Below are 20,914 nucleotides of genomic sequence, written 5' to 3'. Positions count from 1 at the left end.
CGCGATCTGGGAAGCTTGCAGCGTGAGACGAGTTTCTGCCGCAGCCAAGGCGTATCCGCTGGTGTTCGCGACCCTGCTGATCGCGATGGTCGGCCTGATCCTGCTCGCGACCCCTGCGCGAGATACCGCCCCCTGGCTCGTCGGCGCGTACGCGCTGGCGATCGCGGGCTGGGAGGCGGTCGGCATGATCCGCCAGCTCATCAGAGGCCACGCCGGGCTCGACATCCTCGCGGTCACCGCGATCTCGGCGGCGGTGCTCGTCGGTGAACCGTGGGCCGCGCTCGTGGTCGTGCTGATGCTCACCGGTGGCGCGGCGCTCGAGGATTATGCCGCGAACCGCTCGAAGCGCGAGCTCACCGCGCTGCTGCGCAAAGCCCCGCAGCAGGCAACCCGGCTGCTGCGAGACGAGATCGTCCCAGCGGGCGGCTCGACTGCCGAAGCGTCCACCGAGGATGTGCCTGTCGAAGCGGTCGAAGTGGGCGATCTGCTGCTCGTGCGGCCCGGTGCGCTCGTGCCCGTGGACGCGGTGCTCGTGTCGGCGCACGCCGTGCTCGACGAGTCCTCGCTCACGGGTGAGAGCCTGCCGGTCGAGCGGGTCGCGGGCGAGCGCGTCTCGAGCGGAGCGGTGAACGGTGCGACAGCGGTTACGATGCGGGCTGTCGCGCTGGCCTCGGACAGTGAGTACCAGCAGATCGTGCGCCTGGTCGAGCAGGCCGCGGGTAGCAAGGCGAAGGTGGTGCGCCTCGCTGACCGCTACGCGGTGCCGTTCACGGTGCTCTCGCTCGTCATCGCGGGCATCGCGTGGGCGGTCAGCGGCGAGGCAGTCAGGTTCGCCGAGGTGCTGGTGGTCGCGACCCCGTGCCCGCTGCTGATCGCCGCACCGGTCGCGTTTCTCGGCGGCATGAGCCGGGCTGCGCGCTTCGGGCTTATCGTGAAGGGCGGCGGCACTCTCGAACAGCTCTCGCGTGCACGCTCCGCGGCGTTCGACAAGACCGGCACTATCACGACCGGGCGGCCGGTACTCGAACGCATCCTCACCGGCTCCGGTTTCGACGAGATGAGCGTGCTCCGATTCGCCGCATCGGCCGAGGTGTACTCGTCCCACGTGCTCGCAGCGTCGGTCGTCGCAGCGGCCAAGCGGCACGGCTACCCATTGCTGGATGCGCTCGGAGCCGAAGAGGTCGCCACCAACGGCGTCGCCGCGGAGTTCGCATCCGAAAGCACAGGCGAGGTGGTCACGGTGCGGGTGGGTAAACCCTCCTGGCTCCGTGAGTTCGCCCCGTCCCTCGAACTGGCTGTGCTCATGCCCGGGGAGCTCGCGATCTACGTCGCCGTCGACGACCGCTTCGCGGGCGCGATCGTGATGCGCGACCAGGTCCGCAACGAAGCTACGCAGGCGCTCAGCGACTTGCAACGGCTCGGGATCGAGCGCACGCTCATGGTCACCGGAGACGTGGCGGCCACGGCCGAGCCGATCGCGGCGGACCTCAGTATCGATGAGGTGTATGCCGAGTGCCGGCCCGACGATAAGGTGCGCATCGTGAGCGCCGTGCAGCCCAGACCACTCATCATGGTCGGCGACGGCCTCAACGACGCCCCGGTGCTCGCCGCCGCCGACATCGGCTTCGCGATGGGGGCCCGGGGCGCGACCGCTGCGAGCGAGTCCGCCGACATCGTGAACCGGTACGACACCCTCGCTTCCCTTCCGCTTGCCGTGCGAGTTGGGAAGGACACAGTGCGGATCGCGCTGCAGAGCATCTGGCTCGGCATCATCATCAGCGTGGCCCTCATGCTCGTCGCAGCATTCGGATTCCTCCCCGCGCTGATCGGTGCCTGGCTCCAAGAGGTCGTCGATCTCGTCGCGATCCTCGGCGCTCTGCGCGCCGTCGGGCCACGCTCCGAACGGACGCTCAAACGACCGCCCACCGGCGCAGTCGGCGCGGCTCACCCATTGACCGGCAGCGCGTACGGTGAACGCACTGAGATCTGAAAGCAGCGAGACTTATGGATAGAGAAACAGCAGCCCAGGCCCATCCCGGCGAACCTCACGAGCGTGGCACGGGCCAGCGCCTCAACTGGCTGCGCGCCGGCGTACTGGGGGCCAATGATGGCATCGTCTCAACCGCAGGCGTCGTAATCGGTGTCGCAGCGGCGACACCGAGCAACGTTCTCGTGATCGCCACGGCGGGCATCGCCGCCTTGGTCGCGGGGGCGTTCTCTATGGCCGGAGGCGAGTACGTCTCGGTGAGCACCCAGCGCGACACCGAGAAGGCGCTGATCGCCAAAGAAAAGTGGGAACTCGCGACCATACCCGAACAAGAACTTGAAGAACTCGCTGGCTTTTACCGTCAGCGAGGGCTCTCGGACGATCTCGCGCGTCAAGTTGCGATCGAGCTCACCGCGAAAGACGCTCTCGCGGCCCACGCGGAGGTCGAACTCGGCATTGACCCCGATGAGTTCACCAACCCCTGGGTGGCGGCGGTCTCGTCATTCGTCTCGTTCGCGCTGGGAGCGCTGATACCGCTCGTCATGATCCTCCTGCCGTTCGGCGAGAACCGTGTCTGGATCGCTGCGGTCTCGGTGGCGATCGGTTTGTTCCTGACAGGCTGGATCAGCGCAGCGCTCGGCGGTGCCCCGCGCGGACGCGCGATCCTCCGAAATGTGGTTATGGGCTCAGCGACGATGATTGCGACGTACCTCATCGGCTTGCTCTTCGGCGTAGCCGTCGGCTGAGCGGAGAAGACCACTGAACCCAGCAGACCGTGACCGTGACGTTTCACAGCCCGTTCGGCTCTGCGCTCCCACGATGAGCGGCCTCCATCAAGCTGGGTGGGGTTGGAACCGACTCGGCGGGCGGAAGAGACCGGCCTCGGCGAAGCAGCGAGCCAGCGGGGCCGAAAAGCTCCAGTCACTATCGTCTGCGCCCACTGAGCGCAACAGATACTTGTAGCGGTCGCCAGCGCTCGTCCCGCGCATCGAGACCGCCTCCTCTCATGGCGCGAGCGGTTCACGAAGGACTGGGCGAACGGTGCGCTTCCTCAGGGATCTCGAGTGCCGGGATCAGCACGACGTCCTGGAGCTTCCAGTCGATCGCGCGCAGCTCTCTCCCTGCTGCGTCCAGGACCTCCAGTTCTGGGTTCAGGCCCTCGACAGGGACAAGGAACACTTCGGCGTGGAACGCTTGTCCTTGGTCTCTCATGCGCAGGCCCGCGTCGTGCACCCACGGGTATCCTCGTACTGAATTGGCCTGGTTTCAGTTCCGACCGGTTTTCCTGTCAGCCGGTCAGTGAATTGGCCTGGGTTGAGTTCCGATCTTTATACAAGGATGGAACTACGATGCCAAGCACATACGACCCTGAACTTCGTCAGCGTGCACTCCGGATGCTCGCTGAGGCCCGCCCCGAGCACGGGTCTCTGACCGCGGCTTGCCGTCACGTCGGTGGCCTCCTTGGAGTGAGTCCGGAGACGCTGCGCGTGTGGCAGCGCCGCTACGACATCGATACCGGTGTGACGCCCGGCGTCACGAGCGATATGGCCGAAGAGAACCGACGCCTGCGACGCGAGAACGCCGAACTGAAGAAGGCCAACGAAGTTCTTAAAGCTGCGAGCGTGTTTTTCGCGAAGGAACTCGACCGACCACGAACGAAATGATCAGATTCGTTGACGAGTATCGTGATCGTTTCGGGGTCGAGTTCCTCTGTCGTACGCTGCGTGCGGCAGTTCGTGGGTTCCTTACCTCCCGCGGGTACCGGGCCGCGAAACAGCGGCCCGCGTCAGCGAGACAGCTGCGCGATGAACTCCTCGTGCCGGAGATCCAGCAGCTCCACGCCAAGCATTATGGCGTGTACGGACGCCGGAAAATGCACGCGCTGCTGAAGCGTGAGGGGTGGAAGATCGGCCGCGACCAGACCGAGCGTCTGATGCGGTTCGCGGGCGTGCGCGGGGTGCGGAAATCAAAGCGAGTGTTCACCACGCGCTCCGACAAAGCGGCGGCACTGCCTGCCGATCTAGTCAACCGGAGATTCGTCGCGGATGGGCCGCGCAAGCTCTGGGTGTGCGACGTGACCTACGTCGCTACCTGGTCTGGGTTCGCGTATGTCGCGTTCGTCACCGACGTGTACTCGCGCAGGATCGTGGGCTGGAACGTTGCTGCGACGCTGAAGTCTGAGGTCCTGCCGATGCAGGCGCTCGATATGGCGGCTTGGCAGTCAGGCGGCCGGCTCGATGGGCTCATCCATCACGCCGATCACGGGTCGAACTACACCGCCATGGTCTACACGGATCGCATCGCGGAACTCGGAGCGGTGCCCTCGACCGGAACTGTCGGCGACAGTTTCGATAACGCGATGGCTGAGGCGGTCAACAACCTCTACAAGACCGAGCTCATTCGTCAGCAAGGGCCGTGGCGGACGGTTGAGCAGGTCGAGCTCGCGACGCTCGAATATGTGTGGTGGTGGAACCACGAACGCCTCCACGGAGAACTCGACATGCGCACACCAACCGAGGTCGAGCAGGCGTACTACGCTGGAACCGAGACGCTTCTGTCACTGACCGGCTGACAGGAAAACCGGTCGGAACTGAAACCAGGCCAATTCAAGCATCCCCCTGTTCGCGCTCTTCCTCACCGCCCAGCGCTCATCCGCAAGACGCGGAGCAGAGCCTCTGATCGACCCCGCTCTGCTCCGTTCGACCAGCCTGCTCGCCGTCCAGGCGGTGTTGTTCGTCGTCAACGCGTCGGTCGCGGTGTTCTTCGTCCTCACGCTCCACCTCCAGGAGACCCTTGGATACACCCCCCTGCAGGCAGCCCTCACGTTCGTGCCGGCAACCGCCGGCATCGTCGCCGGGAACGTCCTCGCATTCCGGTTCACCGCCCGGCTCGGGAGAGTCCTCACCGCGGCCGCCGTGACGTGCACCCTCGCCAGCCTCACCGTGATCGCCGTTCTCGCACTCCTGCTCGGACGGGACCTGAACGGATGGACCATACTCGTCCCCGCGCTCACGTTCGGGGCAGGCATGGGCACAGCCCTGAACTCCCTGTTCGCCTCGTACATGGCCCACACCATCCCCGAACAAGCAGGATCAGCCTCAGGCATCATGAACACGACCGTCCAGCTCGGCACCGCAACCGGCATCGCCCTCTTCGGCACCCTCTACTTCACCGCGGTCGGCCAGGGCTCCGCGACCGCCACCGCATACAGCCTTCTCGCAGCCGCCGCGCTCCTCGCTGTCGGACTCGCCCTCACCCCGGCGATGCCGAAGGCGACCACAGCCACCCCGCCCACCGCCACGCCGGACACCACCGTTCAAGCTCACGAAGGAGTGCGATAGAGCTGAAGGCCGAGAATACCCACAGCCGATGCGGCGTTCCCGAAGCGGATTACGGACAAATGCGACCCCAGCATCGATACGCAAACGGGGGCCTCGCGGCGCACCCAAAAGCGCACCCAAAAGCCGGAGAAGCGTCTGGAGGAGCGTAGGGGGCTGCGACATGTCCACGCGGCGTTTGTTCAAGCCCAAGTATCACAGCCTTCCTTGCTTCCACAAGAACAGCTCCTGGCAAGAACATGGGGCGTCGCCACGGCAGAGGACAGGCGACAGGACCGGGCCGGCACCGTGCTCACGGGACGGCGCTAACCGATATTGCGGTCCTCGGGCGCGGTTACGCTCCTTCGTGGGGCTTACAGCGAGGTCGAGGATCGCTTGCCGCGGCCCATGCACGGTGAGGGGACCCATCCGGCCGTCTCGGCAGCGGGGTTTTCCCGCGCCAGTGGGAGAATCCCAGTCACAGGAAAGGAGCGGGATGGATCGGACGAAGCGGACCCGCTCGCCTGCAGGCGGCGAGCATCCGCGTGACGGCAGGAAGCGCCGTCGGTGGCTGATGCCCGCTGTCTGGGTCGTAGTGCCGTTGCTCGCGATCGCCGGCGTCGTCACCCTCATCGAGACGACGACCAGCCCGGCCGAGACGCGGCCGTCGAATGCGATCGCCACCGGAGAGATCACCGGAGGTCGTCACGTCGCGGTGCTCGCGTACGAGACCGACACCTTCCCGCACGTCGACCTGTTCCGCATCGACTCGATCGGCTACAGCGTGCAGGCCACCGCGTTCGATCTCGACACCGGAGAGCGCCTGTGGGACACGATGCTCTCCAACGACTTCCCGTCGATCGGGGCCGAGGCCCTCGCCGTGGGCGGCGACTACGCCTACGTCCGCACCGACGACGGGCTGGTGATCCTCGACGCCGCGACGGGCGGCGTCGAGGTCCGCGACGAGCAGGTGCCGGGGCTGGAGGACGACTACGTCGCCTCACGCACGTCCTACGCCTATGACGCACCGTCCCGGCAGGTCGTGCTGCGCGACCGCGACGACGCCGTGCTCGGTATCCCCGTCGGCTCCGTCACCGCGAAGCCTGCACCGCCGGACGTCTCGCTCCGCTGGGAGGGCGAGCTCACCGTCACCGAGCCCGATCCGTTCCTGTACTCGCAGACGATGGAAGACGCCACGAACCACAAGGCTCGGCTGCCGGGACCGGAGCCGGAGCCGGACCCGCTGACCGGCATCGTGCCCGACACCAACATGCTGCACGCCTCCTGGGCGCCCGACGACGCCTGGACCGCGAACATCGTGCTCGACCCGAGCACCGGATACGCAGCCGGCTCCGACCAGGGGTTCGCGGTGTCCGAGGCGCACGAGGGCGGCAGGTACACCTACCAGGTCGCCGACCTCGAGACCCGAACGGCGCAGGCGCGGCTCGATGTCCCGTCCGGCGCGGGGATCGACACCGTCACGGTCGACGCGGCCGGATACGTCGTGATGACGGTCCCCAATGCGGATCAGCAAGGCCTCCTCGTCATCGCCACCGCCGACTCCATCCGCGCGTCGGTGATCGGCGAACGGGGATGGCTCGGGTGGTGACCCGAGCTGCTTCAGCTCGGGAATGAGTGGCGAGATCTCGACCTCCCGTCGAATGGCCTGGCCCAGCGCGGACCTAGCCCGAGACTGCGGCGAAGAGGGCGTCGAGGGACGACAACGCCTCTCGTGCGCACCCCGTTAAGGCGACGGAGAGGTACCGGGCCATCAGCCGCGCGACCGCCCCGTTCCCCAACCGGTCTCGGAGCCGACCTCGCGGTCGCCGCATTGGACGCAATCCAACAGCGAGGGGAAGACCGCCCGCGGGCTCGGACAGACGTCGGCGGCCAGCATGCCATCACGAACCTCTTGGGAGTCGGCTGAGATCATCGCGCTTTTTCACGACGAAGGACGTCAGCGCCAGGTCCGGTCGCGCTGCCCGGATGACTGCGTGCTCATCGTCGGCTGCATGCCGCGGAGTCCGGCGATCATCTGATACGCCACGGCGCGCGCCAGCGGCATGGGCGAGCGTGGTCATCAGTCATCGGACGAGGGCGATGTCCGGCCCCCGGTGCGGGTTGACTCAGAGGTGAACCTCGTGGAATCCTTTCGATTGTCGAATTATCTATTGATCGAATAAGTGAGGTGTGGGATGCGTGCGGTGGTCGTGGGCGGAGGTATCGCGGGGCCGGCGACGGCGATGGCGTTGCAGGCTGTGGGGATCGAACCCCTTCTGCTGGATGCGAACCCGGCCGACAGGGGCGAGGTCGGGTCGTGGCTTACCATCGCGGCCAACGGTGTCGCCGCACTCGACGCGATCGGGGCGCTGGAGCAGGTTCGCGGGCTCGGGGTCCCCACCGATCGGAACGTCATGGTGAGCGCATCGGGACGCACCCTCGGTGTCATCCCCCTCGGAGCCGCACGCGAGGACGGCACAGTGGCGCTGTCGTTCAAGCGAACCCGACTGGCCGCAGCTTTGACGGATCTGGCACGGCAACGGGGCATTGAGGTGCGCTCGCAGTCCCGCGTGACTAGCGCATCCACGGACGATCGCGGAGCCAGCGTGACATTGGAATCAGGTGAGACGATCGCCGGGGACCTCGTGATCGGGGCCGATGGGATCAACTCGGTGGTACGTTCCGCGATCGACCCACAAGCGCCGACGAGGCGTTACATGGGGCTGGCCAACTTTGGCGGGATCACGGAGAGCACCGCGCTCGCGGCAAGCCTGGAACCAGGCGCGTGGCGACTGGTCTTCGGCAGGCGCGCGTTCTTCGGCGCACTGCCGACCCCAGCGGGCGACGTCGTATGGTTCGCCAATGTCCCACGACAGCCCGTCTCACGCCAGGAGCGGGCCACCACTCCCCCAGCGGTGTGGCAGGCGTTGCTCGCCGACCTCGCCGCCGCGGATCCCGGCCCGTTCCACGACCTCATCACCACCGGCCGACTCGAACTCGCCGGCGACAATACCTACGACCTGCCCCACGTCCCCACCTGGCACCGAGGACGCCTCGGACTCGTCGGTGACGCGATCCACGCGCCCGCCCCGAGCTCAGGCCAAGGCGCCTCGATGGCACTGGAAGATGCCGTCGTCCTCGCCTCCTGTCTCCACACGGAGACCACGCCCGAGCGTGCATTCACCACCTTCGAAGAGCAGCGGCGCCGCCGGGTCGAACGCATCGTCGCCGAAGGAGCACGCTCAAGCAGCTCCAAGACAGCCGGCTCCATGCAACGCATCGTCCAAGACGCCATCCTGCGCATCGTCTTCCAGCGCATCGCCACACGAGACACGCAGGCCTGGATAACCGACCACCGCGCCACCCTCCCCGCTGGCGTCACACCACCCTGACGTCGCTACAGTCGCCCCGGACTGGATCGCGATAGCCGACGCCGTCGCATTTCACGAAACCTGGCTCCGTTCGACGCACCCACTCCTAGGCAGGGTATGCGGAGGACGCGACCTGAAACCTGTCAGGCCTTAGCGCGCTCTTATTGGTCGCATTGCTGATCGGAGGAACATATTGCCTCACGCCCCCATCGGATACCTGATAGGCAGCGTAGTCACCGCCGCAATCACGTATCTATCGTTGTGGCCCCGACCGACCAACGGACCGCGAGCTACACCGACGTCAGTACTCGCCATGGCGGGCAGTGAACTGCCGCACATCTTCCTCCTCCTGAATGCCACGTCAACAACGTTGGCAATTGCGGAGGGCGCGCCCTTCTCGATCGTCGGGGGCGTGGCACTGGCGCTTTCGTCGCTGGCCGCGATCGGGCAGGTCGCCGTGATCGTCTTGGCGAGCCGTGGACGATCCGCCATCTCTGACTCATTGGCTGCCGCTTATGGCGACGTCGGTCTGTCACGATCACCGGGTTGGCGGCATTGGCTGCGCGCCGCGCTGGCCCCGGCACGCCTCCGTCGGCGCAGCGTGGAACGGACTAGCGCCATCCGCTATGGCCCCGACCGGGCAGCACACCTCCTCGATCTCTATCGTGCACGTGATCTGAAAGCCGCCAAGGGCTTCGTCATCCACTTCCATGGCGGGGGCTTCTTTAGCGGCCGCCGAAGCAAAGAGGCGCGCCTGTTGATGGAACAACTGGCAGCAGCGGGCTGGATCGGCATCAGCGCCGACTATCGCCTCGAACCCGCGGTGTTCCCCGACCAGGTAGTCGACGCGAAACGGGTGCTTGCCTGGACACGGGAGCACGCCAGAGACTACGGGGCTGATCCTGAGACCGTCGTTCTCGTCGGAGGGTCCGCCGGTGCTCATATCGCGACGATCTGCGCTCTTACTGCGGGCGACCCACGGTTCCAGCCGGGGTTCGAAGACGCCGATACGAGAGTGTCGGCCGTCATCGGGTTGTACGGGTACTACGGTCCCGCGCCAACACGCGGACTTCCCTCCGCGCCCGAAGACTACCTCAGCGAGGCAACCGGAAGAACCTCGTCAGTCGACATACCGCCGACCCTGATCGTTCACGGCGACCGCGATCCCATGGTCGCCCCGGCAATGGCGCGGACGATGGCCGAGCAGTTGCGCGATGCCTCGGCCGATCAGGTCGTCTACGTCGAGCTACCCGGGGGGCACCACACCTTGGACCGGTTCGATTCACTACGCTGCTCAGCCTTGACTGACGGCGTTGATGACTTTCTGCAGCGAGCTTTGGGGTGACCAACAGGCCACTGCAGGCTCAGAAGCGCCTAAGGGATGTCCTTCGCGGTGTCACTTAGCCACAGAGCGAGGGCATCGAGCCGCGCCAGGCCGAGGTTCGCTCTCTCAATGAGGTCGTCGCTCGGAATGCTCCGCTAGCCGCCGCTGATCCGGATGAGATATCAGACATCGTGGACACGCCCATGCTCATGTGGCTTCTGGTGTCGGGATGCTGTCGGTGAGCAGGTGCGCGAGCAGCAGTTTGATGACGAGCAGCGGCGCGATCCAGGCCAGCGCGTCCTCCGTCGGCGCGGTCACGACGGTCCACGTGATCAACGCGGCGGCGCAGGCGAAAGCCACTGGCCGACGGAGCGCGAGCGGCGTCGAGGTGATCAGCAGCGCAGATACGACCAGGCCCACGTAGAGGATGGCGCTTGCCGACCAGGACTGTGCGGGGAAGAGCAGCGCGACGACGAACGGGTGCACGTGCGCTGCGACGAACAGCACGGAGCGCCGTCGCCAGTGCGGGCCGTGATGGAAGCGTCGTGCCGCTGCCCGTGTGGCGTTGACGACGACACCGCCGGCGATGTCGAATCCGAGCACGGCGAGGACGAGCACGTGCGCGGCCCCGTATCCGGAGACGATTCCGCCCGTTGTCGCAGCCGCAGCTCCCATCAGGGCAGCACCGTATCCGAGCGCGAGCTCCGGCCTCGTCGCGTGCGGCGCGACGAGCAGCGCGTTGACTCGCCCGAGCGCGGAGAGTCTGTCGTTCATGATGCGTTGGGCCCTTCGTCGTGGGCCGCGAATTCGGTTCTCCGGCGGTTCAACCACTCCTGAAACTCCGTCTCCGAGCGGACGGCGTCCTGGATGACGGCTTCATAGACCAGGTATCCGGGGACGGGGTCATCGCCTGTGCCACGCGTTCGGACCGAGCGCTTCAGGGCCAGGATGGCCCCGCGGGATTCGTCGGTTACGAGTGGTGCGAAGCGGCGGAGGTGCTCGAGGTCGGGTTGGCGTTCGGGCTCGCCGACGAACCACAGATCCGCGGTCCACAGCTTCTCGCGCGGCGACATGATCTCCAGCCCCAGGTAGTAGCCGTCCGGGTATCGCGGGTCGGTGTTCCATCGGCCGGTGTCGTCCCGGATCACGACCTGCCGCACGTCTTCGTGCGAGGCGAGTTCCGCCCCCAGAGAGGTGATGCGTCCGATGGTCTCCTCGTTCAGCGCCACGCATGAGGTGGTGATGTCGATGTCCCGCCGATCGATCACGCCCAGGCCGGCGGCGCCGACCACGACCGGAGCGCCGACGCTCTCCAGCCGGCGCCACAGGCCAAGGCGCTCACACATCGCCCATGCCTCCTGGTCGAGCCGCCTCGCCCGCTCCAGCAGGTGCTCATCCTGGTGATCCGCCACCGCTCTACGCTTTTCGTGCACGCCGGTCAGCTCTTGGCGGGGGCGAGGGCGAGGGTCGCGCCCATGCCGACGAGCATCCCGCCGCCGGTCGCGCGCATCGTCGACAGCCGGCGCGGCGAGGTCGCGAACCACTGACGCGCCGCGGAGGCCACCAGGGCCCAGCACGCATCGCAGGCGAATGCGATCGCCGTGAACACGAGCCCCAGGATCGCCATCTGCACCGCGACGGGCCCGTTTTCCGGACTGACGAACTGCGGCAGCACCGCCACGAAGAACACGATTGTCTTCGGATTCGTCACACCGACGATGAATCCCTCCCGCAGCACGCTCCACGACGACGCGCCCTGCCTGGAAGCGGTCATCGCGCCGGTGTCCACGCGCCGATGCCGGATCGCCTGCACTCCCAGATACACGAGATAGCCCGCCCCCAGCAGCTTGACCACCAGGAACACCACCGCGGACTGCGCGACAACTGCACCAAGCCCCACCGACACCAGGAGTACAAGAGGCAAACCGCCGAGCTCGTTGCCGAGCACACTCAACAGTCCGCCCCGCCGGCCCAGCGCCAGGGAACGGCCGATGACGAACAGCACGCTCGGCCCCGGCACCACGATCAGCACCAAGGACATCACGGCGAACGCTACAAGCGCCTGCATATCCGGCATTTACTTCTCCTCTACTTGTCCTCGCCCCGCGCGACGTCTTCGATGCGGCGGGGCTGTCATCTCACGGGCTAGCGTCCCGGGGTCCGCTGCCATTCGCCGAGTGTGTTCTTCTGCATTGTTCGCCATCGCGGACAGGAGCCGTTCGAAGGCGAGGATCTGCTCGGCGTCGAACTCCTCCAGAAGCCGGTGCCCATCCTGCACGAGGGGTCCGTACATCCTCCAGAGGACCTCCTGCCCCTCCGGAGTCAACTCGACCAAGACCTTCCGACGGTCCGCCGGTGCCGGCCCACGACGCACGAAACCGCGACGGGACAGGCGATCGACCAGCGTGGTCGTCCCCGCAGGCAGCAGCCCAACAGCCTTCGCCAACTCGCCCGAGGACATTGCGCCGTCCGTCAGCCAGTCCAGACACCGCAGCTCCGTCGCCCCAAGACCCAATGTGCGACCGACCGCGTCATCGAAGGCTTGCACCACCCGTTGATACTGCTGAACAGCGACGCCGAAAGCCTCCGCGGCCTCTTCTCGCGACGAGCCCACCCCAGCCTCCTTCGACTGACGAATCTTTCGACGATCATAGTATCGGAGGGTGCTGCATGACGTGAAGAAGTCGTCACGTTCGCTTGGTCCGCCGAGTCGTCAGCGAAGCGGACGGACGTCCCGGCGATTCAACTAGACGGACACCAGCGCTGCACGACTGTCGGGTCATGAGTCTGCTCGTCGGAGTTTCATGGTGACGAGGCGCGTGCTGATGTCGAATGCGATTAGCAATGTGCTCGCGGCCCTGACCGACCTCCGGAACGAGGCAAGGTAGATCGCCAGTCAGCTCCGCTATCTCATCGCATGCCCGGTTCCACAGCTTCGTCCTCGTCCACGGCGCTGTCCCGATCTACAAGCTCTTCGACGCCAGGGACGCTACTCTCAGACATCACCCACGATGGGTCACCGGGCGACTCATTCCCAGCACCGGCGATCCTGAACGAGGGCGGCGGGCCTCACCTGGCTCTCGTCTTCGCGGGAGTGTCGCCTGCGCACCGAAACCGTTCTACGGCGGCGCCAAGCACGTGAGAGACCCGACACGGAACGTGACGCTACGTAATGTCGCATCGGGCAACGCTCGAACGTCCATTCGTTGACGCAGGTTCACTCCACAGGAGCCGATGAAACCTCTCGTGCCCTGGGCGCTGGAGGGGGCGGTGAGGCGGTTCATCGGCTGATGGCGATAGCCTCCGCTCTTCGCGTCGATGCCGACCAGTAGCCTAAACATGTTAGGTTAAATCCTAACAAAGGAAGGTGATGAAGTGAATCGTGTGCGACTCACGGCGGAGCGCCTCGTGGAGGACGCGTGTCGTCTTGCGGATGAGCAGGGACTGGAGCGCGTCACAATGTCTGCTCTTGCCCGACGGACCGGGGTGCAGACCGCGAGTCTGTACACGCACGTTCGCAGTTTGCGGGATCTGCAGACGCGCATGACACTGCAGGCGCTTTCTGAGCTTTCTGACCGGTTGTCCGTGGCGCTGTCGGGCCGGTCGGGGCGTGACGCGTTGACGGCCTTGGCAGCCTCGTATCGGTCATATGCGGCGGATCATCCTGGACGGTATGAGGCTGCGCACCTGCGGTTGGATTCGCCGACTGCGCGTTCGAGTGATGGCCCGCGGCATGTGCAGCTGACTGCGGCGGTACTGAGGGGATACGAGGTTCCGGAAGAGGAGCAGGTGCATGCCGTCCGGTTCATCGGTGCAACTATCCACGGATACATCGACCTGCAGCGATCGGGTGCGTTCGCGCACTCGCAGCCCGACCCTGAGGTCAGCTGGCAACGCTGCATCGACGCGTTGCACCAGCTACTGAGTCACTGGCCAACACATCTAGATGAACGTGAAGGAGGATCTGATGGAGATCACAGCTGAACTTGTTCGTGGTGCTGTCGAGATCGAGCGCACCGAGACCGGGGTTCGTCCGCATCGTCTGCCTGAATGGGCTCGACGTCAAGCAGACGCGCAACTCGAGCTGGTCGAAGCGCAGCCCGCGGGAGTACGAATCGGTTTTCGATCTGCCGCGACACGCGTGACACTTGCGGCTCGCGCTGAACGTTTCGGTTACGTCGGCGTTCCGCTGCGTGCGCCGGGCGTGTTCGATGTACTCGTCGACGGGGAACTCGTCGCCTCGGCCTCGCTTTCGAGCGCGGTTCAGATCCTTCGTGACCTCACCACTGGCGAGATCACCCGCTCAGAGGCCGAGCCGGAAGAGCTGACCTTTGAGCTCGGCGTGTCCGGTGGCGTGGAACGTATGGTCGAGATATGGCTGCCGTATTCGGAGTCAGTCGAACTGATCTCCATTGACGCAGACGAGCCGCTCGCTCCGGCGCACCGGCCAGCTCCAACATGGGTTCATTACGGGTCCTCGATCAGCCAGGGATCTAACGCAGCCAGCGCGGCCACCATCTGGACGGCGGTTGCCGCGCGTCTCGGAGGCGTAGAACTCACGAACCTGGGCTTCGGTGGCAGTGCCCTACTGGACCCGTTCGTCGCACGAACGATACGGGATCTGCCCGCCGACTTGATCTCCGTGAAAGTGGGGATCAACATCGTCAACGCGGATCTCATGCGCCGTCGCGCTTTCGCCCCGGCACTCCATGGCTTCCTCGACGTGATCCGGGACGGTCACCCCGACACGCCTTTGCTGCTGGTCACCCCGCTGTGGAGCCCGATCTTCGAACACACACCCGGGCCCGGAGCGTTCGACCCTGACGCGCTCTCCCGGGGAGAGACGAGATTCGTCGCTGCCGGCGACCCAGCGGAGGTCCGAAGTGGAAAGCTTGATCTCGCCACGATCCGCGCTGACATCGACCGGGTAGTTCACGACCGTTCCGCGTCCGACCCGAACCTTTTCCAACTCGACGGAATGGCCCTCTACGGGGCGAGCGATGCACAGTCACATCCACTCCCAGACGACCTCCACCCTGATGCGGCCACCCACCGGCTTCTCGGGGAGAGGTTCGCCGAGGAGGTTTTCGGCGTTGAGGGGGCGATCCCCACCACAAGGTGACAGTGACTGCGTTGATCTGGTCGTTGCGTTGAGCGAGCCAGATCCCCAGCCTTCGTAGAGGATTCGACGAGCTGACTGATACGTCGCGGCCGTCTGATGCCTCTCGTACGGCGCGCGCCCGTCGTGACCATGCCGTCGACCGGCTGATCCCGCCCCCGGCGCAGGCCGAGCTACACGTCCTCGTCGAGGATGTGCCGATCGAGTTGCTGGGGGGAGGCGGAGCGGGCGGCGAGGAGTCCGCCGATGCCGGGGATGAGGGAGAGCACCCAGACGATGTGTCGGTCACCGCGGACGAGGATCGCGATGATGACGGTGGCCATGTACGCCAGGCCGTGCAGCGGCCCCAGAATCTGCGAGATCGCGGGTGCATGCACGGTGAGCATGTTGGCGAGCATGAGGATGAGGGTGACCAGTTCGGCCGTCCCCGCGATCTGGAGCATGCGGCGTGGACTCATAGCCCGACTCCCGTGGTCGATCCCGGCCGGTAGATCATGAGGACGACGACGATGGCCCACACCACGTTGAAGATCCCGGTGACCATGCTCAGGCTCCCCGGGATCCGGTCGAGCGAGGGCTGGGCCGGATCGGCTGCGTCGGGGTCGAGAGCGCGGACGAGGCGTGACTGTCTGGGCAGGATGAAGGCGATGAGCAGGACCGCGGCGATCGCGGTGAGGATCATCGACGCGATCAGCCACGCGTCGCCGAGGACGCCGATGCTCGCCGCTGTGGCCAGCCCGAACACGGGCACCAGGACGGCGATCACGCTGTAGACGCGGGTGACGCGGTGCAGGATGCGTGCCACCGCGGCCTTTCGGGGATCGTCCGGGGATGCCAGTGCGAGCCGGGCGAACCGGGGGAACATGCTCGCGGCGATCGCGACGGGCCCGATGGTGAGGATTGCGGCGAGGACGTGGACAGACAGCAGGAAGGCGCTCATCGGGTGACCCGCTCTCCGGTGACGTGGGTTTGCGGCAACCGTCCGGCTCGGGATACCCCGGTGAGGCTGTCGCCGGTGATGGTGACGTCGTATTCGAGGTTGAGCCGGAGGGGCTTGGTGATCTGCTGTCTCCACGTGGCGTGCTGGCCATCCGGGGTGTCTTCGGTCACAAGGTCGGTCAGGGGGACTGCTTCGCCCGCGCCGTGCGCCGTCCCGGTGACCGAACCGTCATGTTCTTCGAAGTGGTAGTCGGCTTCGATGGTCCCGATGGGAGTTTTCATCCTCAGTCGCCAGTCACCGCAGATGGGGTTCATTCGCTTTGGTGTTCCTTTCGTTCTCAGGTCCGGATGCTCACGGCGTGGGGGCTTCGGGCACCGTGGCAGGGGCCTTGCCGGCGGCGCGCCAGACGGTGCCGCGTCGCTCGTACTCGAAGAGTTCCTCGACAGCGTGGGCGATCCGGGGTCCGAAGTGCCGTTCTAGGAGGTAGAGCGCCAGGTCGAGCCCGGAGGTGACGCCGCCGGCGGTGACGAGGTCGCCGTCGTCGACGACGCGGGCGTTGACCGCTGTCGCGCCGGTCGCCTCCAGCAGTGGCATTCCGAGGGTGTGGGTGACGACGTTGCGGCCCTCGCAGAGTCCGCCCATCGCTAGCGCGAGCGAGCCGCCGCACACTGCCGTGACCAGGACGTCGGGGTCGCGCATCGCGTTGGCGATGAGCGGGATCGCCCCGGTCGCCGCGAACCGTGCCAAAAGGACCGGGATCGTCTCGGCGCCCTCGTCGGGGTCGCCGTCAACCGGCCCGGATGCACCGGGCACGAGCACGATCCCCGGCCGGTGGGGATCGAGCGCCGCCGTCGCGCGGAGCCTGAGGCCTTGCGAGCCGGAGACGACATCGCGCGCCCCTTCGGCGCTGACCAGAGTGATGTCGAGTGCGTTGTCGAGGAAGTACTCGCTGCCTGCGACGAACACCTCGAACGGCGCGATCACATCGAGCGGATCAAACCCGTCGAACAGCACGATCTGCACGGACATCGACACGGGAACTCCCTTGCGTTGGCGGAAACGGCGGCGACGCTATCGAGTCTCCGGCCTGTTCCGATCGGGCACAATCGGCCCGATGGCCAATGATCGCCGGAATCTGGCCACGCGTTCTGAACGTCAATCTCGCGCTTGAATATCTGTAGGATGCACGGTATGTACACCGTCGTCGCGCTCGCTCTTCCTGATGTGATCGCGTTCGATCTGGCCACCGCAGTGGAGACGTTTGGTCGTGTGACGCTCCCGGACGGGCGCCTGGCGTATCGGGTGATCGTCGCCGGGACGGCGCCCACGGTCGACGCGGGCCCCCTCCAGATCGCCACGAGCGTGGGTCTCGAAGCGCTGGAGCGGGCGGACACGATCATGGTTCCAGGGCGCAACGACGCGGCCGCGCCGCTCCCGGACGGCGTCGCGGACGCGCTCCGTGCGGCAGCGGCGGCGGGGACGCGCATCGCTTCGATCTGCGTGGGGGCGTTCGTGCTCGCAGACGCAGGGCTCCTCGATGGGCAGCGCGCGACGACCCACTGGCTCGCCACCGATCTGCTCGCACGACGGTTCCCGCGGGTGATCGTGGAGCCGGATGTGCTCTACACCGACAATGGGCAGGTGCTCACTTCGGCGGGTGCGGCCGCAGGGCTGGACCTGTGCCTGCACATGATCCGTCGGGACTTCGGTGCAGCGGTCGCCGCCCACGCGTCACGGTTGGCGGTCGCGCCGCTGCACCGCACAGGAGGGCAGGCGCAGTTCATCGTCCGGAATCCGCCCACCTACCGCACCGCCACGCTGGAGGACGTGCTCGTGTGGATCGAGGAGAACGCCCACCGTCCGCTCACGCTCGCCGACATCGCAACAGCAGCCCACACGAGCATCCGTACTCTGACCCGACGTTTTCACCAGGAGACCGGGCAGGCTCCCATGGAATGGGTCACCGGTGTGCGCATCCGGCACGCGCAGGAGCTGCTGGAGACCACCGACCACAGCATCGAGCGCATCGCCCGACAGGTCGGCTTCAGCAGCCCCAGCGCCTTCCGCGACCAGTTCCGCCGCGCCACCCGAGTCTCTCCCAGCGAATACCGCGCAACATTCTCCGGCCGTCCGCCATACGACAACGACGAGGCGACCCGGTGAACACCGCGGATGAGCAGGTCCGCGCGCGGTGTCGTTAGCGCGAAGCCAACACCGCCGCTGACGGCAGCGCCTCCGGAGGTGATCCGTGGGGTGTGCTGATCTGGGCCCAGAGGTCGTCGAGGGACAGGCCGAGCACGATGGCGACCGCGGCAACGGTGGGAAACGCTGGTGTGGCGACCCTGCCGGTCTCGATCTTGCGCAACGTCTCGGGGGAGATCCCCGCCTCGATCGCGACGTCAAGGATCGAACGTGGACCGCGCGCGACACGGAGTAGTTCTCCGAGCCGCTGCCCGCGTTTGACGTCCTCGCGAGTGAGCGGCAATCTGACCATGCCACCAATACTAATCACGGTATAGTCGTACCGGTATAAGTATTGGAGACCTGGCGGGAAGGTGCCGGATGATCGAGATCCTCACTCCGAGCGAGCTGGACCGGGCGCGGGTCACCGGCCGCATCGTCGGCGACGTTCTCCAGCGCCTCAAGGCCCGCTGCCGGGTCGGGACGAACCTGCTCCAGGTTGACCAGTGGGCGCGGGAGATGATCGATGCTGCCGGTGCGACCTCATGCTACGTCGACTATGCGCCCTCGTTCGGGCGCGGTCCCTTTGGGCACTACATCTGCACCGCCGTCAACGACGCCGTGCTGCACGGCATGCCACGCGACTACCGCCTCGCGGATGGGGACCTGCTCACCCTCGACCTCGCGGTCATCAAGGACGGGATCGCGGCGGACGCCGCGATCAGCTTCATCGTCGGCGACACCCACAACCCGCAGGACGTCGCGATGATCGACGCCACCGAACGGGCGCTGGTGGCCGCGATTCATGTTGCCGCGCCGGGGTTGCGGCTGGGGGACCTCTCGCACGCGATCGAGCAGGTGCTGTCGGGCGCCGGCTACCTGATCAATACCGAGTTCGGTGGTCACGGCATCGGATCGACGATGCACCAGGACCCGCACGTGTCCAACAAGGGACGACCCGGGCGAGGATACCGGCTGCGGCCCGGGCTGCTGCTGGCCTTGGAGCCGTGGGTGATGGCCGATACCGACCGGCTCATCACCGACCCGGACGACGGGTGGACGCTGCGCAGCGCAACCGGATGCCGCACTGCCCACACCGAGCACACCATCGCGATCACCGACCATGGCGCCGAGATCCTCACCCTCCCACAGCAATAGGTGCCCCGATAGCGTCACCGGTCCCCGCCGCTGCCCGCGTGCGCGGTCAGGATGATTCGCGCTGAGTTTCGTTCCGTCCTTTCCTTTTGGAGGATGGAGTTATGCCAGGACCGTATCCGGATGAGTTCCGCCAGCGCGCGCTGCGGATGCTGAGCGAGGCTCGCCCTGATCACAAGACCGATCACGCTGCGATCAAGCACGTCGCCGCCATGCTCGGCGTCAACCCCGAGACGCTTCGACTGTGGAAGAAGCGCCTCGACGTCGACGAGGGCCGGCAGTCGGGGACCTCGAGCGAGGCGCAGGCCGAGATCAAGCGGTTGAAGAAGCAGATCGCCGAGTTGGAGAAGGCGAACGAGATCCTCCCGTCTGCGAGCGTGTTTTTCGCGACCGAGCTCGGCCGCCCCTCGACGAGATGATCGCGTTCATCGACAAGATGCGTGATCGTTTCGGGGTCGAGCTCGTGTGCCGTGTGATGCGGCAGGCCGAGGTGGGATTCCTCACCGCCCGCGGATACCGGGCCGCGAAAGCGCGTCCGGCGTCAGCCCGGCAGCTGAGAGACGAGCTGCTGATCCCGGAGATCACCCGGCTGCATGCGGAGAACTATGGCGTCTATGGGGTCCGGAAGATGCACGCGCTGCTGCGGCGGCAGGGCTGGGCAATCGGTCGCGACCAGACCGGCCGGCTCATGCGACTCGCTGGGGTTCGCGGCGTGAAGCGATCGAAGAAGGTCTTCACCACGAAGCCCGACTCGGCGAACGAGAAGCCGAAGGATCTCGTGCAGCGACGGTTCACTGCGGACGCTCCCCGCAGGCTCTGGGTCGCAGACGTGACGTATGTCGCGACGTGGTCCGGGTTCGCCTATGTCGCATTCGTCACCGACGTGTTCTCTCGCCGCATCGTCGGGTGGAACGTCGCCTCGACGCTCAAAGCGGACATCCTCCCGCTCCAGGCACTGAACATGGCCGCGTGGGCGGCGGACGGGAACCTCAACGGGCTCGTCCATCACGCTGACCACGGATCGAACTACCTCGCCGTGGTCTACACCGATCGGATCGAGGAACTCGGCGCGACCCCCTCGACGGGAACCGTCGGCGACAGTTTCGACAACGCGATGGCTGAGGCCGTCAACGGGCTCTACAAGACCGAACTGATCCGCCGCCGCGGCCCGTGGCGCACGGTCGAGCAGGTCGAACTCGCGACACTCGAGTACGTGTGGTGGTGGAACAACCAGCGCCTCCACGGAGAGCTGGACATGCGCACCCCCGCCGAGGTCGAAGCCGACTACTACGCTGGCCTCGACACACCCTTGGGAACACCCGTCTCCCAAACCGCCCGATAGGAACGAAACCCAGGGCGAATCACAAAGTGCAGTGCCTCTTGCCGGTCGTGAAGCAGCTTCGAGCCACCGCGAACCGCGATCGCGGGACTGTCTGAATAATGGTGTGTGAGGGTCCGGCCTGATCCGAAAGGAGATGGCCGTGGCTGACACGACCACTGTCGTTGTTGACGACGAGATG

The 20,914-nt window shown here is 66.2% G+C and carries 22 protein-coding genes and 1 pseudogene; 13 read left to right on the top strand and 10 right to left on the bottom strand.

The window, feature by feature from the left end:
- Positions 1-22: 22 nt before the first annotated feature.
- Together J4H91_RS13760 and J4H91_RS13755 are read left to right on the top strand one after the other, a co-directional pair.
- On the top strand, positions 23-1,990 hold the full coding sequence (locus J4H91_RS13760) for a heavy metal translocating P-type ATPase (RefSeq protein ID WP_341783559.1): 1,968 nt from the start codon (positions 23-25) through the stop codon (positions 1,988-1,990).
- Between the two features lie 14 nt (positions 1,991-2,004).
- Positions 2,005-2,733, top strand: a complete 729-nt coding sequence (locus J4H91_RS13755; RefSeq protein ID WP_208046824.1) for a VIT1/CCC1 transporter family protein — start codon at positions 2,005-2,007, stop codon at positions 2,731-2,733.
- Positions 2,734-3,007: 274 nt separating this feature from the next.
- Here J4H91_RS13755 and J4H91_RS13750 read toward each other — a convergent pair whose 3' ends face one another.
- Entirely contained in the window at positions 3,008-3,220 is a 213-nt protein-coding gene (locus J4H91_RS13750; RefSeq protein WP_208046823.1) for a hypothetical protein, read from the bottom strand.
- Between the two features lie 116 nt (positions 3,221-3,336).
- On the opposite strand from J4H91_RS13750, the gene J4H91_RS13745 reads away from it, so the two are divergent.
- The 5 genes from J4H91_RS13745 to J4H91_RS13725 all read left to right on the top strand — a co-directional run bounded on the left by J4H91_RS13745 (position 3,337) and on the right by J4H91_RS13725 (position 10,020).
- Positions 3,337-4,559, top strand: a protein-coding gene (locus J4H91_RS13745; protein ID WP_208046822.1) for an IS3 family transposase whose coding sequence is annotated in 2 segments (ribosomal slippage) — positions 3,337-3,622 and positions 3,622-4,559 — 1,224 coding nt in all. Because the reading frame shifts where the segments join, the coding sequence is not laid out codon by codon here.
- A 40-nt stretch (positions 4,560-4,599) separates the two neighbouring features.
- On the top strand, positions 4,600-5,328 hold the full coding sequence (locus tag J4H91_RS13740) for an MFS transporter (RefSeq protein ID WP_208046832.1): 729 nt from the start codon (positions 4,600-4,602) through the stop codon (positions 5,326-5,328).
- A gap of 472 nt (positions 5,329-5,800) precedes the next feature.
- Positions 5,801-6,913 (top strand): PA2928 family protein, encoded by a 1,113-nt coding sequence (locus tag J4H91_RS13735; RefSeq protein WP_208046821.1) that lies wholly within the window; start codon positions 5,801-5,803, stop codon positions 6,911-6,913.
- A 586-nt stretch (positions 6,914-7,499) separates the two neighbouring features.
- A complete protein-coding gene (locus tag J4H91_RS13730) occupies positions 7,500-8,696 on the top strand; it encodes an FAD-dependent oxidoreductase (RefSeq protein ID WP_208046820.1) in 1,197 nt (398 codons plus the stop codon).
- A gap of 292 nt (positions 8,697-8,988) precedes the next feature.
- The gene (locus J4H91_RS13725) at positions 8,989-10,020 is read left to right on the top strand and encodes an alpha/beta hydrolase (RefSeq protein WP_208046819.1); all 1,032 of its coding nucleotides are present in this window, start codon (positions 8,989-8,991) and stop codon (positions 10,018-10,020) included.
- 186 nt (positions 10,021-10,206) lie between these two features.
- Here J4H91_RS13725 and J4H91_RS13720 read toward each other — a convergent pair whose 3' ends face one another.
- Genes J4H91_RS13720 through J4H91_RS13705 form a run of 4 tightly spaced genes read right to left on the bottom strand, consistent with a single transcriptional unit; the run spans position 10,207 to position 12,613 of the window.
- Entirely contained in the window at positions 10,207-10,773 is a 567-nt protein-coding gene (locus J4H91_RS13720) for a hypothetical protein (protein ID WP_208046818.1), read from the bottom strand.
- Complete coding sequence (locus J4H91_RS13715) at positions 10,770-11,411, bottom strand: hypothetical protein (RefSeq protein ID WP_083311016.1); 642 nt, start codon at positions 11,409-11,411, stop codon at positions 10,770-10,772. The genes J4H91_RS13720 and J4H91_RS13715 overlap by 4 nt, the downstream gene beginning before the upstream one ends.
- Positions 11,412-11,437: 26 nt before the next feature.
- Positions 11,438-12,076 carry a LysE family translocator gene (locus tag J4H91_RS13710; protein WP_070638007.1) on the bottom strand — a complete coding sequence of 213 codons (639 nt, stop codon included), beginning with the start codon at positions 12,074-12,076 and terminating at the stop codon, positions 11,438-11,440.
- Complete coding sequence (locus J4H91_RS13705; RefSeq protein WP_341783558.1) at positions 12,077-12,613, bottom strand: MarR family winged helix-turn-helix transcriptional regulator; 537 nt, start codon at positions 12,611-12,613, stop codon at positions 12,077-12,079. It lies immediately after the preceding gene.
- Positions 12,614-13,374: 761 nt separating this feature from the next.
- Between J4H91_RS13705 and J4H91_RS13700 the strand changes: the two genes are divergently transcribed.
- Positions 13,375-13,983, top strand: a complete 609-nt coding sequence (locus J4H91_RS13700) for a WHG domain-containing protein (RefSeq protein WP_208046817.1) — start codon at positions 13,375-13,377, stop codon at positions 13,981-13,983.
- Positions 13,967-15,121, top strand: a complete 1,155-nt coding sequence (locus J4H91_RS13695; RefSeq protein WP_208046816.1) for an SGNH/GDSL hydrolase family protein — start codon at positions 13,967-13,969, stop codon at positions 15,119-15,121. The genes J4H91_RS13700 and J4H91_RS13695 overlap by 17 nt, the downstream gene beginning before the upstream one ends.
- A 170-nt stretch (positions 15,122-15,291) precedes the next feature.
- Here the strand turns inward: J4H91_RS13695 and J4H91_RS13690 are convergent, their stop codons facing one another.
- Genes J4H91_RS13690 through J4H91_RS13675 form a run of 4 tightly spaced genes read right to left on the bottom strand, consistent with a single transcriptional unit; the run spans position 15,292 to position 17,087 of the window.
- Positions 15,292-15,561 carry a hypothetical protein gene (locus J4H91_RS13690; RefSeq protein WP_243752996.1) on the bottom strand — a complete coding sequence of 90 codons (270 nt, stop codon included), beginning with the start codon at positions 15,559-15,561 and terminating at the stop codon, positions 15,292-15,294.
- Positions 15,562-15,572: 11 nt separating this feature from the next.
- A complete protein-coding gene (locus J4H91_RS13685) occupies positions 15,573-16,058 on the bottom strand; it encodes a membrane protein (protein WP_024842404.1) in 486 nt (161 codons plus the stop codon).
- Positions 16,055-16,372: a hypothetical protein gene (locus tag J4H91_RS13680; RefSeq protein WP_208046814.1), complete on the bottom strand. Its 318-nt coding sequence runs from the start codon at positions 16,370-16,372 to the stop codon at positions 16,055-16,057. The genes J4H91_RS13685 and J4H91_RS13680 overlap by 4 nt, the downstream gene beginning before the upstream one ends.
- 37 nt (positions 16,373-16,409) lie before the next feature.
- Positions 16,410-17,087 carry a DJ-1/PfpI family protein gene (locus J4H91_RS13675; protein WP_024842406.1) on the bottom strand — a complete coding sequence of 226 codons (678 nt, stop codon included), beginning with the start codon at positions 17,085-17,087 and terminating at the stop codon, positions 16,410-16,412.
- Between the two features lie 162 nt (positions 17,088-17,249).
- Here J4H91_RS13675 and J4H91_RS13670 point away from each other — a divergent pair, with 162 nt between their 5' ends.
- Positions 17,250-18,221 carry a GlxA family transcriptional regulator gene (locus tag J4H91_RS13670; protein ID WP_024842407.1) on the top strand — a complete coding sequence of 324 codons (972 nt, stop codon included), beginning with the start codon at positions 17,250-17,252 and terminating at the stop codon, positions 18,219-18,221.
- Between the two features lie 34 nt (positions 18,222-18,255).
- Here J4H91_RS13670 and J4H91_RS13665 read toward each other — a convergent pair whose 3' ends face one another.
- Complete coding sequence (locus J4H91_RS13665) at positions 18,256-18,552, bottom strand: helix-turn-helix transcriptional regulator (protein WP_208046813.1); 297 nt, start codon at positions 18,550-18,552, stop codon at positions 18,256-18,258.
- Positions 18,553-18,620: 68 nt separating this feature from the next.
- Here J4H91_RS13665 and map point away from each other — a divergent pair, with 68 nt between their 5' ends.
- The 3 genes and pseudogenes from map to J4H91_RS13655 all read left to right on the top strand — a co-directional run bounded on the left by map (position 18,621) and on the right by J4H91_RS13655 (position 20,736).
- A complete protein-coding gene (gene map, locus J4H91_RS13660; protein WP_208046812.1) occupies positions 18,621-19,397 on the top strand; it encodes a type I methionyl aminopeptidase in 777 nt (258 codons plus the stop codon).
- A gap of 101 nt (positions 19,398-19,498) precedes the next feature.
- A pseudogene (locus J4H91_RS15935) lies at positions 19,499-19,672 on the top strand (transposase); the annotation flags it as partial.
- Positions 19,639-20,736 (top strand): IS3 family transposase, encoded by a 1,098-nt coding sequence (locus J4H91_RS13655; protein ID WP_341783557.1) that lies wholly within the window; start codon positions 19,639-19,641, stop codon positions 20,734-20,736. The pseudogene J4H91_RS15935 and the gene J4H91_RS13655, both read left to right, overlap by 34 nt.
- The last annotated feature ends 178 nt before the right edge of the window (positions 20,737-20,914 follow it).

This window comes from Leucobacter ruminantium (genome assembly GCF_017565705.1).
Lineage (GTDB): Bacteria > Actinomycetota > Actinomycetes > Actinomycetales > Microbacteriaceae > Leucobacter > Leucobacter ruminantium.
Note: the sequence above shows the minus strand (reverse complement) of the source record. Positions and strands in the feature narration are given on the sequence as shown.